This window comes from Methylocapsa sp. S129, assembly GCF_009765995.1.
In the GTDB taxonomy this organism is placed as follows: Bacteria; Pseudomonadota; Alphaproteobacteria; order Rhizobiales; family Beijerinckiaceae; genus Roseiarcus.
Map to the genome: position 1 here is coordinate 323,620 of NZ_LMUI01000042.1, position 18,192 is coordinate 341,811.

20 protein-coding genes are annotated in these 18,192 nt (G+C 63.0%); 9 read left to right on the plus strand and 11 right to left on the minus strand.

Going from position 1 to position 18,192, the window contains the following annotated elements; all coding sequences use genetic code 11:
* The first annotated feature begins 42 nt into the window (after positions 1-42).
* From GSQ90_RS22160 to dapA, 8 genes are all read left to right on the plus strand, one after another.
* Positions 43-798 carry a 3-deoxy-manno-octulosonate cytidylyltransferase gene (locus tag GSQ90_RS22160; protein WP_158817052.1) on the plus strand — a complete coding sequence of 252 codons (756 nt, stop codon included), beginning with the start codon at positions 43-45 and terminating at the stop codon, positions 796-798.
* A complete protein-coding gene (locus GSQ90_RS22165) occupies positions 785-1,645 on the plus strand; it encodes a prephenate dehydratase (protein WP_158817053.1) in 861 nt (286 codons plus the stop codon). Before GSQ90_RS22160 ends, GSQ90_RS22165 begins: the two co-directional genes overlap by 14 nt.
* A 101-nt stretch (positions 1,646-1,746) precedes the next feature.
* Positions 1,747-2,031 carry a DUF3892 domain-containing protein gene (locus GSQ90_RS22170; protein WP_158817054.1) on the plus strand — a complete coding sequence of 95 codons (285 nt, stop codon included), beginning with the start codon at positions 1,747-1,749 and terminating at the stop codon, positions 2,029-2,031.
* Between the two features lie 149 nt (positions 2,032-2,180).
* Positions 2,181-4,301: a bifunctional diguanylate cyclase/phosphodiesterase gene (locus tag GSQ90_RS22175; RefSeq protein ID WP_158817055.1), complete on the plus strand. Its 2,121-nt coding sequence runs from the start codon at positions 2,181-2,183 to the stop codon at positions 4,299-4,301.
* A gap of 154 nt (positions 4,302-4,455) precedes the next feature.
* Positions 4,456-5,184 carry a Tim44/TimA family putative adaptor protein gene (locus GSQ90_RS22180; protein ID WP_371418429.1) on the plus strand — a complete coding sequence of 243 codons (729 nt, stop codon included), beginning with the start codon at positions 4,456-4,458 and terminating at the stop codon, positions 5,182-5,184.
* Between the two features lie 22 nt (positions 5,185-5,206).
* Positions 5,207-6,316: a murein transglycosylase A gene (locus GSQ90_RS22185; RefSeq protein ID WP_158817057.1), complete on the plus strand. Its 1,110-nt coding sequence runs from the start codon at positions 5,207-5,209 to the stop codon at positions 6,314-6,316.
* Positions 6,313-6,909: a Smr/MutS family protein gene (locus tag GSQ90_RS22190; protein WP_158817058.1), complete on the plus strand. Its 597-nt coding sequence runs from the start codon at positions 6,313-6,315 to the stop codon at positions 6,907-6,909. The genes GSQ90_RS22185 and GSQ90_RS22190 overlap by 4 nt, the downstream gene beginning before the upstream one ends.
* A gap of 261 nt (positions 6,910-7,170) precedes the next feature.
* Positions 7,171-8,082, plus strand: a complete 912-nt coding sequence (gene dapA / locus GSQ90_RS22195; RefSeq protein WP_158817059.1) for a 4-hydroxy-tetrahydrodipicolinate synthase — start codon at positions 7,171-7,173, stop codon at positions 8,080-8,082.
* A 16-nt stretch (positions 8,083-8,098) separates the two neighbouring features.
* On the opposite strand, the gene GSQ90_RS22200 is transcribed toward dapA, so the two are convergent.
* Genes GSQ90_RS22200 through GSQ90_RS22215 form a run of 4 tightly spaced genes read right to left on the minus strand, consistent with a single transcriptional unit; the run spans position 8,099 to position 10,148 of the window.
* Positions 8,099-8,725, minus strand: a complete 627-nt coding sequence (locus GSQ90_RS22200; protein ID WP_158817060.1) for an ATP-dependent Clp protease proteolytic subunit — start codon at positions 8,723-8,725, stop codon at positions 8,099-8,101.
* A 35-nt stretch (positions 8,726-8,760) separates the two neighbouring features.
* Positions 8,761-9,180 (minus strand): SRPBCC domain-containing protein, encoded by a 420-nt coding sequence (locus tag GSQ90_RS22205; protein WP_158817061.1) that lies wholly within the window; start codon positions 9,178-9,180, stop codon positions 8,761-8,763.
* Positions 9,177-9,491 carry a helix-turn-helix transcriptional regulator gene (locus GSQ90_RS22210; RefSeq protein WP_158817062.1) on the minus strand — a complete coding sequence of 105 codons (315 nt, stop codon included), beginning with the start codon at positions 9,489-9,491 and terminating at the stop codon, positions 9,177-9,179. Before GSQ90_RS22210 ends, GSQ90_RS22205 begins: the two co-directional genes overlap by 4 nt.
* Before the next feature lie 48 nt (positions 9,492-9,539).
* Positions 9,540-10,148 carry a methyltransferase gene (locus GSQ90_RS22215; RefSeq protein ID WP_158817359.1) on the minus strand — a complete coding sequence of 203 codons (609 nt, stop codon included), beginning with the start codon at positions 10,146-10,148 and terminating at the stop codon, positions 9,540-9,542.
* Between the two features lie 233 nt (positions 10,149-10,381).
* Here GSQ90_RS22215 and GSQ90_RS22220 point away from each other — a divergent pair, with 233 nt between their 5' ends.
* Complete coding sequence (locus GSQ90_RS22220) at positions 10,382-11,380, plus strand: adenosine kinase (RefSeq protein WP_158817063.1); 999 nt, start codon at positions 10,382-10,384, stop codon at positions 11,378-11,380.
* A gap of 38 nt (positions 11,381-11,418) precedes the next feature.
* Here GSQ90_RS22220 and GSQ90_RS22225 read toward each other — a convergent pair whose 3' ends face one another.
* From GSQ90_RS22225 to GSQ90_RS22255, 7 genes are all read right to left on the minus strand, one after another.
* Positions 11,419-11,952 (minus strand): DUF3828 domain-containing protein, encoded by a 534-nt coding sequence (locus tag GSQ90_RS22225; protein WP_158817064.1) that lies wholly within the window; start codon positions 11,950-11,952, stop codon positions 11,419-11,421.
* 36 nt (positions 11,953-11,988) lie between these two features.
* Positions 11,989-12,900 (minus strand): YgcG family protein, encoded by a 912-nt coding sequence (locus GSQ90_RS22230; RefSeq protein ID WP_158817065.1) that lies wholly within the window; start codon positions 12,898-12,900, stop codon positions 11,989-11,991.
* A 125-nt stretch (positions 12,901-13,025) separates the two neighbouring features.
* Positions 13,026-14,090 (minus strand): TraB/GumN family protein, encoded by a 1,065-nt coding sequence (locus GSQ90_RS22235; RefSeq protein ID WP_158817066.1) that lies wholly within the window; start codon positions 14,088-14,090, stop codon positions 13,026-13,028.
* Complete coding sequence (gene coaA, locus GSQ90_RS22240; protein ID WP_158817360.1) at positions 14,087-15,055, minus strand: type I pantothenate kinase; 969 nt, start codon at positions 15,053-15,055, stop codon at positions 14,087-14,089. Before coaA ends, GSQ90_RS22235 begins: the two co-directional genes overlap by 4 nt.
* 85 nt (positions 15,056-15,140) lie before the next feature.
* Complete coding sequence (locus GSQ90_RS22245; RefSeq protein ID WP_158817067.1) at positions 15,141-15,455, minus strand: phosphoribosyl-ATP diphosphatase; 315 nt, start codon at positions 15,453-15,455, stop codon at positions 15,141-15,143.
* Between the two features lie 214 nt (positions 15,456-15,669).
* Positions 15,670-16,557 carry an outer membrane protein gene (locus GSQ90_RS22250; protein WP_210254944.1) on the minus strand — a complete coding sequence of 296 codons (888 nt, stop codon included), beginning with the start codon at positions 16,555-16,557 and terminating at the stop codon, positions 15,670-15,672.
* Positions 16,558-17,143: 586 nt separating this feature from the next.
* Entirely contained in the window at positions 17,144-18,106 is a 963-nt protein-coding gene (locus GSQ90_RS22255) for a helix-turn-helix transcriptional regulator (protein WP_158817069.1), read from the minus strand.
* Positions 18,107-18,192: the final 86 nt, after the last annotated feature.

Here is an 18,192-nt window from a genome sequence, read left to right on the forward strand (position 1 = left end):
TTTTTGAGCCCGCAACGGGCGCCCAGAGTTTTCATAGCGCCCATGGCGAACCCGATCGTAATTATCCCGGCGCGGATGGCCTCGACGCGCCTGCCAGGCAAACCGTTGGCGGATATCCATGGGGAGCCGATGATTGCGCACGTCTGGCGGCGCGCGGTGGAGGCCGATGTCGGCCCCGTCCTGGTCGCCGCCGACGAACCGGCGATCATCCGCGCCATCGAAGCGGTTGGCGGGCGCGCCATTTTGACGCGGGCGGACCATGCCTCGGGCTCCGATCGGATTTTTGAGGCGCTCAACGCCTTTGATGCGCAAGGGCGCCACGACATCGTCGTCAATGTGCAGGGCGATCTGCCGACCATTGAGGCCTTAGCGGTGCGCGCCGCCGTCGGGCCGCTTGACGACGCGCAAGTCGATATTGCGACGCTGGCCACGCCCATCGTGCGTCGCCAGGAGCGCGACGACCCGAATGTCGTCAAAGCGGTGGGGAGCGAAATAGCGCCCGGACGTCTACGCGCGCTTTATTTCACCCGCGCCAGCGCGCCATGGGGCGAGGGGCCTTTGCTCCATCACATCGGGCTCTACGCCTATCGCCGCGAGGCGCTGGCCCGTTTCGTGGCCCTGCCGCCCTCAAAGCTGGAGCGGCGTGAGAAGCTCGAACAATTGCGGGCGCTGGAGGCGGGAATGCGCATCGACATCGCGCTCGTCGACACGCCGCCGCTTGGCGTCGACACGCCTGAGGATCTGGAGCGCGCCAGGCAGATGCTTGCGCCGCGTGGAGGGAAGCATGTCCGGTCATAAATCCATCGCCTATCAGGGCGAACCAGGCGCCAATTCGCATATCGCCTGCGCCGAACGCTTTCCCGACTTGACGCCGTTGCCTTGCGCGACCTTCGAAGACGCTTTCGCGGCGATCCAGGACGGCGCCGCGGATCTCGGCATGATTCCGATCGAGAATTCGATCGCCGGACGCGTCGCCGACATTCACAATCTGTTGCCTGCTTCCGGCCTGCATATCGTGGGCGAGACTTTCCTGCCGATTCATTTCCAGCTCTTGGGAGTCAAAGGCGCCAAAGCGTCCGATCTGCGCTCGGTGCATAGCCACATTCATGCGCTCGGCCAGTGCCGCAAGATCATCCGCAAGCTCGGTCTGAAGGCGGTTGTCGCCGGCGACACCGCCGGTTCCGCGCGCGAAGTCGCCGAATGGGGCGACCCGACCAGAGCCTCGCTCGCGACCAAGCTGGCTGGCGAAATCTATGGGCTGGATAGTCTGGGCGTCGACGTTGAGGACGAGGCGCATAACACGACGCGCTTCGTGATCCTCTCCAAGACGCCGCAATGGGCGCTGGCCGGCGTGGGGCCGTTGGTGACGACTTTCATCTTCCGCGTGCGCAACGTGCCCGCCGCGCTTTATAAAGCGCTTGGCGGTTTTGCGACCAATGGCGTCAATATGACCAAGCTCGAGAGCTATATGGTAGAGGGCGAATTCGCCGCCACGCAGTTTCTTTCCGACGTCGATGGCCATCCCGACGATCCGGCCCTGCGCCGAGCGTTGGAAGAATTGACGTTCTTTTCAAAAGAAGTGCGCATTCTGGGCGTCTATCCCGCCCATACCTTTCGGGTGGAGACGCAAAGGGGCGCGGAATAAGGCGCGACTCCTTCGTTCTCGCCTGCCGATCCCGCGTTTGACAGAGCCGTATCCGCGAATAGATTTTGCTGTACGATTCTCTTGGACGATGCGGGGTTCCCATGCCGCATTCTCAGACTATCCGATGCATCAACAAGGGCTATGGCCGATCTCCGCATGAGAGAATTCTGAACGTCGGCGGCGTCAACGAAGACGGTTCTCACTGGAAGCAAAGCCAGCAGCAAACGATAAAAGAAATAGAAGAGGGTTCATGGGAATATTATTCCCAGCTCGTATGGAGGCGGGACAGAATAGTTGTCGCGACCTATCTCGGATATAAATATATCAAAGCCGCGGGCGACGATATTCAACCCAATACGCTGCTTTCTCTTCCAGAATGTCCATAATGAAGTCTGCGAAATTCCTGCAAGCGGATTGTGCAGTTTGCCTATTCACTAGGCGTGCTCAAAGTTTGCGCAGTATTATTTCGATTTAGCAAAATTTCAGTAACTCTTTGGCCGCCATGCTGCGTTCTTCAACTTCATGAGGATCGCGCATGAGCACGGCGACTTTTATCCGGGGATTGTCGCGCGCGTTTGGCTGGCCGCGCCCGGCGCAGCTCCCCGCCGGCGAACGCCAGTCGGATGTCGATGTTCTGCGCGAGACGTTGGACGTGCTTCCCCAGGGCATTGTGCTGCTCGACCCCGACGGGCGCTATATCTTCTGGAACCAGCGCTATGCCGACATTTATAGAGGCAGCGCCGATCTGTTTCAGGCCGGCGTTCGTTTGGAAGACACGTTGCGCATCGGCATTGCGCGCGGCGAATATCCCGAGTCCGCGGGCCGCGAGGAGGCTTGGCTCAACGAGCGCATGGAGCGGATGCGCAATCCGGTGGGCAAAATCGAGCAGAAGCTGGCCGATGGCCGCTGGATCCTGATCGACGAACGGCGCACCTCGGACGGCGGGTTCATCGGGCTGCGCGTCGATATCACCGACATCAAAGCCCGCGAGGAATCCTTCCGTCTGCTGTTCGACGCCAATCCCGTCCCGATGTTCGTGGTCAGCGCGGCGGACAAATGCATTCTGGCGGTGAACGATTCCGCTCTGCGCCATTATGGCTTCGCTCGCACCGCGATCATGCGCGCCCCGTTCAGCAGGATCGAATGGCCGGGCGTCAAGGACGAGGCCGATCCCGACTGGGGCGCGAGAGACGCGCAAAGCTGGACCAGCACCCATCGCAAGGCGAACGACGACGCCATCGACGTCACATTGTTTTCCCGCCCGCTCGATTATGCCGGCGAGGCCGCCTGTCTGATCGCAGCGTTCGACGTTACCGATCGCAACCGCGCCGAAGCCAAGGCCGCTTATCTCGCCCATCACGATCAACTGACCGGGCTGGCGAACCGCGCTTATCTGCATCTGCGGCTTTGCGAATTGTTTGAACGCCATTCCGTGGCGCCCGCGATCGCCGTGCTCTTGATTGATCTCGATCGCTTCAAGCTGGTCAATGATACGCTCGGTCATTTCAGCGGCGACAAATTGCTACAGGAAGTGGCGCGTCGCATTCGCAACGCGCTCGGCGAGCAGGATTTCGTCGCCCGGCTAGGCGGCGACGAATTCGCCGTGGTGACCGGCGTCACCGATGTGGGCGAACTCGGCCGGCTGGCCGAGAATTTGATCGAATCGCTTTCGATGACCTACAGGCTCGAAAGTCAGGAGGCGTCGATCGGCGCCAGCATCGGCATCGCGATCGGGCCCGCCGACGGCGACGATCCCGATCGGTTGATTCGCAGCGCCGATCTGGCGCTTTACCGCGCCAAGGCCGACGGCCGCGGCACCTATCATTACTTCGAGGCGGCGATGGACGCCCGTCTGCGCGAGCGCCGATCCATGGAGGTCGAGCTGGCCGCGGCGTTAGAGCGCGCGGAGCTGCAGGTCTTCTATCAACCTCTGGTCACGCTCTCGACCGGCGATATCGCGGCCTTCGAGGCTCTGGCGCGCTGGCCCCATCCCGAACGAGGCGACGTTCCTCCTTCGACGTTCATCCCGATCGCCGAGGAAACCAATCTGATCTGCCGGCTCGGCGCCTTTGTGCTGGAGCGCGCCTGCATGGACGCCGTCGCCTGGCCTGATCCGATCAAGGTGGCGGTCAATCTGTCACCCCGGCAGTTCCGCTCCGGCGGCCTGCTCGCCACCGTGCAGGCCGCCTTGCAGAAGTCTGGCTTGCCCGCGGCGCGGCTTGAGCTGGAAATAACCGAGGCGATGCTTCTGGAGCCGACGGACCTCGTCCAATCGACGCTGCATGCGCTGCGCGCACTCGGGGTGCGGATTTCGATGGATGATTTTGGCACCGGTTATTCCTCGCTCAGCTATCTCCGCAGTTTTCCCTTCGACAAGATCAAGATCGACCGATCCTTTGTGCAGGAAATGGCGACGAGCGCGGACGCGGCCGCGATCGTGCGGGCCATCGTCACGCTCGGCGCGAGTCTGGGCATTCAGGTGACGGCCGAAGGCATCGAAACCGCCGAAGCCGCCGAATTGCTCGTCGAGCAGGGCTGCACGGAGGGCCAGGGCTTCTTTTTCAGCCGGCCGCGACCACGCATCGAAGCGGATGCGCTCATCGCCAGCGACATATCGAAGGTGGGCCAAAGGCGATCCTACGCCAAAGCCGGTTAGCGCCATGCGCCGGCCAGACTGGCGGGCGTTGAGCGAGCCCGTAGACAGGCCGGTCCTAGCCAAACCCTTCCGCAACGCCTAACTATGGGGCGAGCCGCGCAGGGCTCTGGTTGTCACTCGCCCTGAGCGGCGCGGCGGAAATCAGGATTTGATGATGCCAGGTCTAGACCCTTCTACGATCGTTTTTGCGATCATCGCGATCTTCGTCGTCTGGAAGCTGCGCTCGGTGCTCGGCACAAGGAATGGCGCGGAGCGCCCGCCGATCGAGCCCGGCTCTGGCCCCAATCTTGGCCCGAACGGCGCCAATGCGCCCAAACCCATGGGCCAGGTCGTGCGCTTGCCGACCGCCGCTCGGGACACTTCTACCCCGTTCGGCGCGGCGCCGGCCGACGCGGCGGCGCGATGGAAAGGGTTTGCCGAGCCCGGCTCCAAGGTCGCGGCGGGTCTCGACGCCATCGCCGCCGCCGATCGCAGCTTTTCACCCGACAGCTTTCTAGCCGGCGCCCGTTCGGCCTATGAGATGATCGTGACCGCCTTCGCCAAGGGCGATCGCGCGACGCTGGGCAATCTCCTCGCGCCCGAAGTGCTGGATAATTTCGCCAAGGCGATCGAAGCGCGCGCCGCCCGCGCCGAGACGATGGAAACAACCCTGGTGTCGATCGATTCGGCGACATTCGAGGACGCACGGCTAAGCGGCGCGAGCGCGCAAATCTCCGTCCGTTTCGCCACCAAGCTGATCTCCCACACGCGGGACAAGACGGGCGCGGTGACCGAGGGCTCGGCTGAATCCGTGGTCGATCACCTTGATATCTGGACCTTTTCCAGGGATACTGGCTCGCGCAATCCCAATTGGCAATTGAGCGCGACCGAGACCGTCCATTAAGGCCTTCGCTGTGGGGTGAGCGATGGCGCAGGCTCTCGATCCGGTCCGCTTCGCCGATCTTGCCGGCTTTGCCTGGGATGACAGCCTGGCGGCGTTTCAAACCTTTCGTCGATCCGCCAAAGCGCTTGCCGACGGCGTCGCGCCCACGCGGCCGGGGGTCGCGCCTCCCCCGGCGCTGCTGGGGATCGCGAGAGAGGCCCTTTCGGCGGACATCGCGGATGCTGGCGCGGCGCGGGCGTTTTTCGAGCGGCGTTTTCAACCCTTTCGCGTGACGCCCGAACCCGGAAAGCCGGCGGGCTTCCTGACTGGCTATTACGAGCCGCGCCTGCGCGGTTCGCTAGAGTCTTCCCGCGAATTTTCGACGCCGGTGCTGGCGCGCCCCGACGATCTCGTCACTTTCGCCGCCGGGCAGGCGCCGCCATCGTTCGATGCGGCTTTGTCGGGCGCGCAGCGCCTGCCCGGCGGCGCGCTGCGCCCCTATCCCGAGCGCGCCGACATCGAAGCCGCCGCGGCGGCGGGGCAGGGGCGTCCGATCCTGTGGCTGAGCGATCCTGTCGAGCTTTTCATGGCGCAAGTGCAGGGCTCGGCGAGCGTCGAACTCCCCGATGGGCGGCTCGTGCGCCTCGCCTATGACGGGCGCAACGGCCAGCCCTATAGTTCGATCGGCCGCCTGTTGATCGAATCGGGTGAGATCACTGAGCGCGAAATGTCGCTGGCGCGTCTGAAATCATGGCTGCGCGCCAACGATCTCGCGCCGGGAGGAAGAGCGCGTGCGTTGATGCAGCGCAACCGCTCTTACGTCTTCTTCAAGCTGGAGACGGCGTTCGACCCCGCCGACGGGCCGACCGGCGGCGCAGGCATAGCGCTCACCGCGCTGCGCTCCATTGCCGTGGACCGCTCCATCTGGGCCTATGGGACGCCGTTCTGGCTCGATGCGCATCTGCCGTGGCGCGGGGCTGAATCAAGCGCGTTCGCCCAGCTGACAATCGCACAGGACACCGGATCGGCTATTCTGGGCGCCGGGCGCGCCGATCTCTTCTTTGGCGGCGGCGACGAAGCGGGCCGGCGCGCCGGCGACATCCGCCATGCCTGCGATTTCACGGTTCTCCTGCCTTTGGGAGAACCGAGGTGAAGGAGCCGCCCCAAACGCCGCGCCCGGTCCGCTTGCGCCGCCTCAGCGATGAGGAAATCGATCTGTGGATCGCGGTCGCCAAAAGCGTCTCGCGGCGCAAAGGCGCGAAACTGCCAAACCCACGCAAGATCCCGCCGCCGCCCGTTGAAGCTATGGCCTCGTCGTCCGAGCCGGAGAAAAGGCGCGCGAGCCCCGCGCCAAAGGCGCCTTCGCCGCCGCCGCTCGCGCCATTGGAGAGGCGGCTCAAGAAGCAATTGGCGCGCGGGCGCAGCGCCATCGACCAATCGATCGATCTGCACGGCATGACGCAAGCGCAGGCGCACCAGGCTCTGCGCGGCTTTCTCATTTATGCGCAAGCCCAGGGCGACCGGCTAGTTCTGGTCGTCACCGGCAAAGGCGCGCCCAAAGTCAGGGCTTTTGCGCCCAATGATTTCGACGAACCGGGAATCTTGCGCCGCCTCGTTCCCCATTGGCTGCAAGCGTCCGACATGCGCGCGATCGTGCTCGGATTCGAAGAGGCCGGGCGCGCGCATGGCGGCTCGGGCGCGCTTTATGTGCGATTGCGCCGCAGCGAGCGGATGGGCGGGCGGTGAATCGTAGATAAGGAAAGCTCTCAAATCGCCGCTTGGCCTTTGACCGGCTCATCGCCTTGACAATAATGGCGTCCCTGGGCGATCGTAATCGCATGATCCTTGAACGCTCCAAGCTCGCGACGTCGAAAAAATCCCCCGTAACAGGGGGCAGAGCTCGTCGCGCGCGGTAATTTGCAACGCATAAGGATCGAGTTGGACCCCGCCGGTTTGGACGGGGTCTTTTTTTATTCCCGTCTCCGGCTTCGCAGGAGAGGGATTACAATGGAAAACAATCATTCGTCGCCGCGGGGCTTATGGCTGCCGCTCGTCACGCCGTTTCGCGATGGCGCGCTCGATGAACCGTCGCTGCGCCGACTTATAAAGCACTTTGCCACGGAACCGATTGACGGCCTGATCCTGGGCGCCACGACCGGCGAAGGCTTGACGTTGGATGAAGAGGAGGCCGAGCGGCTCACTTCCACAATCGCGGCCGAACTTGCCAGGATCGGAAAGCGCGCGCCGGTCTATCTCGGACTATCCGGCAGCGATACGCGCAAGGGCGTCAAGGCGCTGGAGCGCACCGCCTCCTGGGCTGTCGACGGGTATCTGATCGCCTGTCCCTACTATACCCGGCCATCCCAGCAAGGGCTGTTGCGCCACTTCTCCGCTCTGGCCGATAGCGCTTCACACCCCATTCTCATCTACAACATCCCTTATCGCACCGGCGTCAATCTCGGCAATGAGGCGATGTTGCAACTGGCCGGGCATGCGAACATCGTCGGCGTCAAGGATTGCTCGGCCGATCCGGCGCAGTCCTTTGATCTATTGCGCCACCGGCCGCCTGGTTTTGCTGTGCTCACTGGCGAGGACGCCCTCTTTTACGGAGCGCTGACCCAGGGAGCGGACGGCGGCATTCTCGCCGCGGCGCATGTTGAAACGCGCGCCTTCGCGACCATTCGAAACAAGCTGATGGAAGGCGATCAGGCCGGCGCATTGTCGGATTGGAGAAAGCTCGTCGACCTGCCGCGACTGCTGTTCGCCGAACCGAGCCCGGCGCCGATCAAGCACTGGTTGTGGCGCGTCGGTCTGATCGACAGCCCTGAGGTGCGCCTACCCATGACGCCCGTGAGCGATGAGCTTGGCGCCCGGATCGATCGGGAGATTGAACGCTGCAGGCCGTTGCGTCGCGCGTAGCCCCTTCAAGAGACAATCATGGCGCCGCCGCGTCGTTGTTTTCGGCGTCGCTTCGCTTGGCGACGACGGCGTCGATGATCCCCCATTTCATGGCCTCCTCGGCGGTCATGAAGTGATCCCGATCGAGCGTCTTTTCCACTTCCTCGTAGGAACGTCCGCAATGGCGCGCGTAAAGGCTTGCGAGGCGATGCTTGGTTTGCCGCGTCTCCTCGGCATGGATGAGAATGTCGGACGCCTGGCCCTGAAAACCGCCGAGCGGCTGGTGAACGTGGATGCTGGCGTTGGGGAGAGCGGAGCGATGTCCCGGCTCACCCGCCATCAGCAGGAAAGATCCCATCGAGCGCGCCGTGCCCATGCAGAGCGTGGCGACCGGGCTCCTGATGAACTGCATGGTGTCGTAGATCGCCAGTCCGCTGGTGACCACGCCGCCAGGAGAATTGATATACATGGCGATCGGCTTCTTTGGATTTTCAGCCTCCAGAAACAGCAATTGCGCGCAGACAAGCCCCGCTATGCCATCCTCCACCTCGCCGTTCAGGAAGACGATGCGTTCGCGCAGCAAGCGGGAATAGATGTCGAACGATCTCTCGCCGCGCGCTGATTGCTCAACGACCATCGGGACAAGCTGCATCATGTCGCGCATCGGCGAAAAGCTCCTGGAATAAGAATGAAGGGGAATCAGGCGGCGAGACGTAGCCGCGGCGTGTTGTCGTTCGCCATGTCGCGGCTCGCCAACGGGCCGCACGCGTTGGTTAGCTCATGGACAATGTTGAAGGTTGTGCCGCCCGAATCATTGGGATGCAGGCGGAAGGTGACGATATTGTCGAAAACCAGACTTCCTTCCTCGCGCCAGGCGTAGCGAACGAATCGGCAGGATTCCTGTTCCATCACGCGAAGAGAAAAGGGCGCCGATGGGAACGGCTTTACGCCTTCAGGATCGGGCGCGCCCGATCCGGTCTCAACGAGAGGCGCTGTGAGCCAACGCGCGACGAATTCGGGCACCGTCAAAGCCCGCCATACTTTGGCGGGCGGGGCGTCGAGCTCATATTCGAAGCGCAGAATTCGCTGATCCGGGGGTGTTTCGCGGCGCGACTTCATTGATCCATCTCCTTCAAAAGCTGTTTCAGCGCATCCACCCGTTCCGGCCAGAAGATCTGATAGCGCTGCAGCCATCGAACCATCTGCGCCAATCCTTCCGGCCTGACGCGATAATTGACGTTTCGTCCGCTGCGCTGCTCGGCGATGAGGCCGGCCGAGCGCAACACGGCCAGGTGCTGCGACATCGCCGGCTGGGATATGGCGAGGCCGCCGCGCAATTGCGTGGCGTTCTTTTGCCCGTCCGCCAGCCGTTCGAAGACGGCGCGGCGCGTGGGGTCGGCAAGGGCTTTGAAGATTTCCGCCTCGGACATGACAATACATAAGCATACACTTATGTGATTCGCAAGCCCCGAGCATTTTTACTCGAACGAAAAGACGGCGCTCCGCTTCGTTGCGGCGTCTTTGGCGTCGCCAAAATCGGGAATCGGATATTCGGCGAGCAGGCGAAGCCGCGCATGCGGCAGATAGGCGCGGCCGGGATCGCCGATGAGAACCCTGACGCCCGCCGCGACACAACGACCGAGGAAGGCCGTAACCCGCGTCGCGAGCCCTTGCTCGTAAAAGAGGTCGCCGACCGCGATGAGGTCCATCTCGGGCGGCGGCCCGGCGGTGAGATCGTCTTCGACCGCTGTAATCGTGACGCCATTGGCGGCGGCGTTGAGGCCGATCGCGGCGATCGCATTGCGATCGATGTCGGCAGCCAACACCGTCCTCGCTCCAGCTATCGCCGCAGCTATGCCAACGACGCCAGAGCCAGCGCCAAGATCCAGAACGCGGACGCCCGCCGCCGTTGCCGGCCGATCGAGGATGTAACGGGCGAGCGCCGCGCCGCCGGCCCAATGATAGGCCCAGTAGGGCGGCGGATCGCCGCCCGCTCGGTGCGGATCGACAAGCCGCCGCAGGCCGCTCGCCGGATGGGCGGCGTAAAGGCGGATTTCAGGAAGAAAAAGCGCTGGGGCGAGACGCATATGGGCCTGGATGAAGGACGCCGATTCCGGGCGCGCGCCTGGATTCACCGCGACGTCGTCCGTTTCGCTCCTGACCAAGGCATATTTTCTCGCATCATCGAAATTTCTATATCGCGCCAAACGGCATCCCCCACAAGTCTGCGCGGGTTGAGCGCCCCGGGCAAAAAACGACGCATTGACGCGAACCCGCCAGGATGCGAGGAGGGCGCGCTTTTGTTAGGGAAATCCAAGATATGACGCGCGCGGTCGAAGTTCTGGGTCTGGGCAATTCGCTGGTCGACATCATCGCCGTGACAAGCGACGATTATCTCGTCGCGCAAAAAATGCGGAAAGGCGCGATGACGCTGATCGACGAACCCCGCGCGGAAAGCCTTTACGCCGCGCGCGTGGAGCCTACCATCGTGTCGGGCGGTTCGGCGGCCAATACCATCGTCGGAGTGGGCTCCTTTGGCGTCAAAGGCGCCTATATCGGCAAAGTGAAGAACGATGCGCTCGGCGGTCACTTCACCCATGACATCCGCGCGATGGGTGTGGATTTCACGACGAGCCACGCCGCGGAAGGGCCGGCGACCGGACGCTGCTTCGTCTATGTCACGCCCGACGGCGAGCGCACGATGAACACCTATCTTGGCGCCAGTTCGTTTTTGTCGCCCCCCGACGTCGATGAATCGCTCGTGCGCGGCGCCGGCATCATCTATCTCGAAGGCTATATGTGGGACAGGCCGGCGGCAAAATCCGCGTTTCAGAAGGCCGCGAAGATCGCGCATGAGGCGGGCAGTCGCGTCGCGCTGACGCTGTCGGATTCCTTTTGCGTCGATCGCTTCCGCTCGGAATTCCTCGATCTCATGCGCAGTGGTTTTGTCGATACGATCTTTTCCAACACCGAAGAGGTTCTCTCGCTCTATCAGACCGCCGATTTCGCGACGGCGCTGGACGCGCTACGCGCCGAGCGCGTGCTTGGAATCGTGACGCGGTCGGAAAAGGGCTCGATCGTCCTCGACGGGCCGAACACGCATGAAGTGCCGGCCTTTCCGATCGATCGGGTCGTCGACACGACGGGCGCCGGCGATCTGTTCGCCTCGGGTTTCCTGGCCGGCATGGCGCGCAGCGCCGATTATGTCACTTGCGCGCGTCTCGGCGCCCTTGCCGCCGCCGAGATCATCCAGCATCTGGGCGCTCGCCCGCAGGTCGCGCTGGCCGCGCTGGCCGCGCAGCATGGGATCGCTTTTTAGAGCGGGGCAAATGAGCAAGCCGCGATCGCTGATCAGCTTCACAACTTCGGCGTCCGCACTCGCTGTTTCAGAAATAGCATGAGCATATTTCGCGCGGACCAGGCGCCGCCGCGGATTTCATCGATCTTCCACTGGCCGTTTTCGCGCACCAGATCGTAGTGGACGATCGACGGTTCGGGCCGCGGATTGTCTTCCTTGTAGACGAGCGTGACGGCGATGGTCGCTGCCTTTTCGTCGAGCTTCTCAGTGGCGAGCGAGAAACCTGTGAGCGTCAGGCCATTGGTGTCGGCGACCAGATCGAAATCGACAGGACCGCCCTCGTCAGCGACCCGCTTCCTGTCCGTCTTCGCCCAGAGCCCGACGAGGGATTTCGACAGATATCGCGGCCTTTCGCCCTTGTCGATCCAGTTCGGCCCATCGCCCTTCACCGCGGCCTGATAAATAGCCGTGATGACGGCGACGGGATCGGGTGCAGCAGCAGCGGCCAAAGCGCCGCCGCCCAGAAGCGCCGCTGCGCTCGCAGCGAGAAAGCTGCGTCGACTGAAAACAAAATGGTCGATTGTCTTTCTCAAAGTTTTTTTCTCATGGCTTGAAAATGCGACATCGGCTCAATTATTGGCGCCGCCGCCGCCAAACGATCCGCCGCCGCCGATGCCGCTTGACGAAGACCCGCTTGACGATCCGCGTTCATCGTCCCTGCTCGACCCGCCAAGAATGGTCATGCGCGCGAACCAACCCCAGCGTTTCGAAGCGGCGATGCGTTTGCGCGTCGCGGGGATGGCGAGAAGAATCGTCTGGATGACGCCAATTCCAATCAGCACGGGAATCAGCATGAACAGGAGCACGCCGAGACTCTGGCCGAAGCCTGGCTTCTCGACGGCGGACTTCTCGACGACGGGCTGCGCGAAAGGCGCGGGATGCACGAGCGTAAGGATCGCATCGAGGCCGTGGCGCGCCGCGCCGGCGACATCGTCTTTGGCCAGATAAGGTTCGATGTCATTGGCGATGATAAGACGCGATTGCGCGTCGGTCAGAACGCCTTCGAGGCCATAGCCGACTTCGATGCGCGCCTTCTTTTCCTGCGCTGCGATCAGCAGCACGATGCCGTCGTTCTTGCCGGCATGGCCGATGCCGTAGCGGCGGCCGATCTGCAGCGTGTCCTCGGCGATCGCGCCCGACGTCAGGCGCCCCTCGACGACGACGATCATTTGCGCGGCGCCATCCTTGTTGAGCTTTTCGAGCTGCTCCTCCATCGCCGCTTCGTCGGACCGACCAACGAGCAGGCTGTCGGCCATCACATAATGGGCGAGGGTGGGGTGTTCGACCTCATAGGCCTCCTGCCGCTGCTTGGCGTAACGGACGAAGACGATTGCGACGACGAAGATGAGGATGACCAGCCCGAACACAATTTTTGGTTTGGCGCTCTTCGGGCGTTTCGCTCTGGTCGCCTTACGCACATCGCTCGCCGGTTTCGAGTCCGCAGGCGAGGGATCGTCAGTCCGGCGTTTCGCTTTGGTCATTTTGCGCTCATCGCTCGCCAGCTTCGCGTCTATTGGCGAACGGTCGCCAGCTTCTTACGGTCTCGGTCCTGATCGGCGTATGTTTGAGAAGCAGAATCCAGCCCGCTTCGGTTCTGCGGCGGTCGTCACTGGACCGCGGTCACGGTAAAGCCCGCCTCGCGCAACAAGGCGACGAGCCCGCCTTTGCCGGCAAGATGAAGCGCCCCCACCGCGACAAAAGCGCCGCCAGCCTCGATCAGCGGGCGCATGCGCTCGGCCATGATCTTGTTGCGTCCGCCCAGCAGATGCTGGGCCACTTCGTCCTCCGCCTCGGTTTCCTGCCGCGTCAATATCTGGCTGGCGTCGATGACGGGCAGAATTTCACCGGGCTTCCCCTCGACATAAAGATCGAGCAAGGTTGCATAGATATCATCGCTGACATCGGGGTTCCTGGCGGTGTTCACAAGAACAGTCGCCGCCAGCGACGGGTCCATCGACGACAGAACATCGGTCTGTTCGGCCACGGTCTCCAGGCCGACGACCTTCACGCCGAGGTCCTTGCCCATTTGCGCGATGACCTGATCGACGATCGGCAAGGCGCGCGCCTGCCTGGCGACCTCGCAGGCCGGCGATTCCGTCAGCGCCACAAGAAACCAGGCGCGAAGATGATGCGCCATAACGGCGTTGACGCCGCGCGCCGCCAGATTTGTCTCGATGAGCGTCGTGTCTTCGGGCGAAGCGAGGCCAGCCAGCGTGTCGCCATCGCGCGCCAGAGCCTTGACCATCATCGCCGCGCCCATCTCGGCCAAGGCGAATGTGTCGAACGGACCGCCAAGTTCCGTGGCGACGACTTTGGCGCCGACGATATGAGCCGCTGCTGTCTTTGCGATGGCGATGGCGCGTTCATCGGTCGAATGGATCGTGCCGAACAGAAAGGACGGCGCGGCATTCGGCTTGTCGATGCGCCACAACAGGCCCTGGCCGTTGATAAGCCAATCGCTGCGAGCCTCCCGCGCCCAGGCAAGCGCCTGGGGGTAAGAGGCCGCTCGTTGTGAAAGATCGTGGCCTTGGCAATCGGGCGCCGCGGCCGGCGCCTCTTGCGCAAGGCTTGGAGGCGAGGGCGCGGCGAAAAGCAGCGCGAGAGCGATGGCCCAGGCCCGTGCAAAGCGCCGAACAATACGCCTTCGGCAGAGCGACGCCCGACCGGTCACAGCTTGCGCAACGCGACTTCCTCGATCCGATGGCTCGCGCCCTTGGTCAGCAACAGGCTTGCGCGGGGCCGCGTCGGCAGGATGTTTTCCTGAAGATTGACGAGATTGATGCGCGTCCAGATTGCGCGCGCGATCGCCTGCGCCGCGTCGTCGCCAAGATCGGCATATTTGTGAAAATAGCTGCGCGGGTCGCGGAACGCCGTTTCGCGAAGCCGCATGAAGCGCGCGACATACCATTTTTCGAGCAGCGCCTCGTCGGCGTGCAGGAATACCGAAAAATCAAAAAAGTCCGAGACGAACGGGATCATCTTGTCCTCGCGCGACAAGCGATTGGGCAAGAGGACGTTGAGGCCCTCGACGATCAGAATGTCGGGCCGGTCGACCGTGATCGTCTCGCCGGGCACGACGTCATAGACCAGATGCGAATAGACCGGCGCGACGACATTATGCTTGCCCGCCTTGACGTCCGACAGGAAGCGGATCAACGCCGTGCCGTCATAGCTTTCTGGAAAGCCCTTGCGCTCCATCAGGCCTTCGCGGTTCAGCACTGCATTGGGACGCAGGAAGCCGTCCGTCGTCACCAACTGGACCTTCGGCGTATTGGGCCAGCGCGTCAGCAGCGCCTGCAGCACGCGCGCCGTCGTCGACTTGCCGACAGCGACCGAGCCGGCAATGCCAATGATATAGGGCACCTTGCCGTCGTCGGCGCCCAGAAATCTTTGCGTCGCTTTAAACAGGCCCTGCGTCGCCGCGACATAGAGCGCAAGCAGCCGCGATAGCGGCAGATAGATCGCGATCACCTCTTCGAGCGAAATCGGATCGTGCATCGATTCCAGTTTGCGCAGATCCTCGATGTTGAGGGTCAGTTGCGTGTCGGCGCGCAGTTTCGCCCATTCGTCGCGGGTGAAGCGCCGAAAAGGCGAAGCGACCGCCTCGGGAATTTGCGCTGGCGCCGGATTGTTCATATCCAACATGAGACCTCAAGCAACACTGCGCGGCTTTGCGCCGCATAGGGGACCGTTCTTCGCCGGCGCAATGACCTTTCCAGCGTCACGAGGCGCGCGACGCCTTTTCCTCATGCCCCGAGCGGGTGGTTCGCCGTTCAAGCTCGCCAAGCACGTCGCCGAGCGAAACCTCGCGCGACTTGAGCACGACAAGCAGATGGTAGAGCACGTCGGCCGCCTCCGCGCGCAAAGCTTCGTCGCTCTGCCCCACCGCGGCGATGACCAATTCCACCGCCTCCTCGCCAAACTTCTTGGCCGCCCCGCGCGGCCCTTTTTCGAGCAGCGAGCGCGTATAGGACTTTTCGCTGCTGGCCTGGGCGCGCAGCGCGATGGTTCTGGCGAGATCGTCAAGAGAAAACATGAAGCAAGGCGGTTCCGCGAGGGAGGAGCGAAACGCCTATTGTGACGCCGAAACAGGCAGATGTCGAGGAAGCGGGCAGCTTGTCGCCTCGGAGGCCGGGCTTGAAGACAAAACTGGCGTTCGTCCGACGCCGAGCCGACGCCGGACGTCCAGGACATGGGAGCCGGCGCTTGCGAATCCGGCGGTGAAGAACCGCGCTCGCGCCTATCTTTGCTTAATATTTCCCGCCGACGGGGCCGCCCCAAGAATAGTTCACGCCGACGCGCACGATATCGTCGGCGACCCGGCCGCTCGCTCTGAAAGTCCCATCGAAGGGGCCTGTCCTGACGGCGAAGCTGTTGCTGACGCGGCCAAAGTCCACGTGCAGATATTCGAGCTTGCCCGTCCAACCGCCGCCGAGCGCGGTTTCCACGCCGCCGCCGAGCGCCCATCCCGCCTTGATCTGGTTGAAGGCCCCTGCGCCCGATTCGCCTGACGTACACGGAGCGACGCAGACGCTCCCCGCCGGCAAGGCGAAATTCGCGTCGGTCCTTATCTCGCCGAGGCTCAGGCCGCCGGTTGCGTAAACAAGCCAACGATCCGTCGGCGTGACGCCAACCCGCCCACGCAACGTGGCGAACCATGGCAGGCTCCGGGCGTAATCCAATGTTCCCGTCGTGAGGGTCGGCGGCGGCGGCGCGCAGGGCGCGATACAAATATGCGGAATAACGGCCGTATCTGAGAGCACCGCGTCGCGTTGCTGGCTGGTGGCCTGGAAGTCGCCTTCGAGGCCAAAAACCATCCCGTTCGCCTGAAAATTATAGCCGCCCTGATAACCTCCTAGAACGCCGCCCATGGCCTGGGACGCCGAGCCGATGGGGGTTTCGATCACGCCGGAATGGGAAGCTTTGTCGAAGACCACATTCGAACTGGAGCGTCCCCAGCTTCCCCCGACGTTCGCGCCGATGTAGAAACCGCTCCAATTGTAAGGCGCCGCCAGGGCCAACATTGGGGCATTCGGCGCCGGGGCGACGGCCGGGCCGTCAGCCTTCGCCTCGTGACTCCATGCGACGCCAACAAACACGGCGACCGCCAGCCCTAACCTGACTATCATCCCTGACATCGGTGTTCCTGATATCCCAGACGCGACCGGCCGGCGCGGCGGTTTTCACGCCGCAACCGTCCGCATCGCATGGCGCCGCGTCGCCCTAGCGGTGGCAAGTTTCGCGATATTGTTCGCAAGTCCCCTGGCCTTGAACGCCCAGTTGATCCTTGTGGAGGCACTGGTAGCGCAATTGCCAGCATATCTGCCGTTGGCAGGTCGCGCGGTATGTCGCGCAATTGCCCCCGCCTTGCTCGCCGAGTTGGTCTTTGTGTTCGCAGGCGAGGCGTAATTCCTCACAACGTCCTGATATGGCGAAGGCCGAAGTGGGCAGAGCGATAAGAATTGCCGTCGCGGCGGCGATGATGGAAGCGTGTAGGCGCATGAAATGGTTCTCCCTGACCCGTTCTTGGGTTGTGTTCACGTCTCTCTCCGAGCCTCCGGCCACGGAGAGCCCGTTTGGAGAGTCCGCATCAAACTATCGACCGGGAAATCGCCTGTCTTGGACCAAGCGGCACAGGCCTAGGGCTGGACGGAACACGAAAGTATCTTTTCGCCGATCTCTTGGCGGCCGATCGGGAGTCGTCGCGCCGGCTGCGGATGCGCTCTATCTTTCGCCGCCGCGCCGCGCGGCGGCGCGGATGTCGGACGGCGTCGCCTCATAGCGCCGGCGAAAGCAGCGGTTGAAATAGGACAGGTCGTCGAACCCGGCCTCAAAAGCGATGGCGCTGATCGAGCTGCCGTCCAGGCGTGATGCGACAAGCAGCCTATGGGCGCGCGCCAGCCGCTGACCCAACACGAAATCGGTGAAGGTCGTTTCCTCGCCTTGGAAGAGCGAGCGAATATAGCGCGGGGACACGCCATGGCGCGCGGCGAGAGCATCCGCCGAAAGCCAGTTCGCGCCGATATTGGCGATCACATCCGCCTTGATCGCGTGAACACGGGCGATCCGCACGCCTCGTCCCTTGGCGATCTCCGTCGCGTCGCGCGTGGCGCCGAGCGCGAGAGCCCCCAGATCGTAGATATGGTCGGCCGCGATCCGCTGCAGATCCAGGGTTGAGCGCGGGAACTCCGGGTTCATAAGGCGGACGTACGACGTCAGCAGCCGCAGCGCCTGATTGTCCCTCGCCATCGGTCGAAGCACGCTGGAATCGACGTCCGCGAGCTGCTCGGCCAGCTTTTTTCGTTCGAAACGAAGGTTGATGACCTGCGTTTGCGTGTGGGCGACAAAACATGCTTGGGCGTCATTGGCGGTCACGATCGCCTGACCGTCCCTGATGGTTTCTTCTCGCCCGTGTTGCTGGGCCGTTCCGCTGCCCGCCCGTAGAATAACGAGAATGAGATCGTCGTTATCGATAAGCGGGGTTGTGAGGCTGTTGCGCATCGGGGAGAGCGAACCAGCGCCGATGCCCAACCCCGGCAAAGACTGCAACGTCATATCCACTTCAAACAACGCGCCTGGCTTCGGCTCCATCTCGAATTTGAGGATTTTGCGGCCGAACACTTCACGGAACGTTTCGGCGCGATGCTCCGGCGGCAAGGCGGCGGTGGAAATTCGCAAAACATCCATGTCCTGGCCCGAGCCTTCTCGCCGACAGGCGAAGCGCTGTCTTGAAACTCTGGAAGCGTGATTCCGACACGCGCTCCAGGACCTGC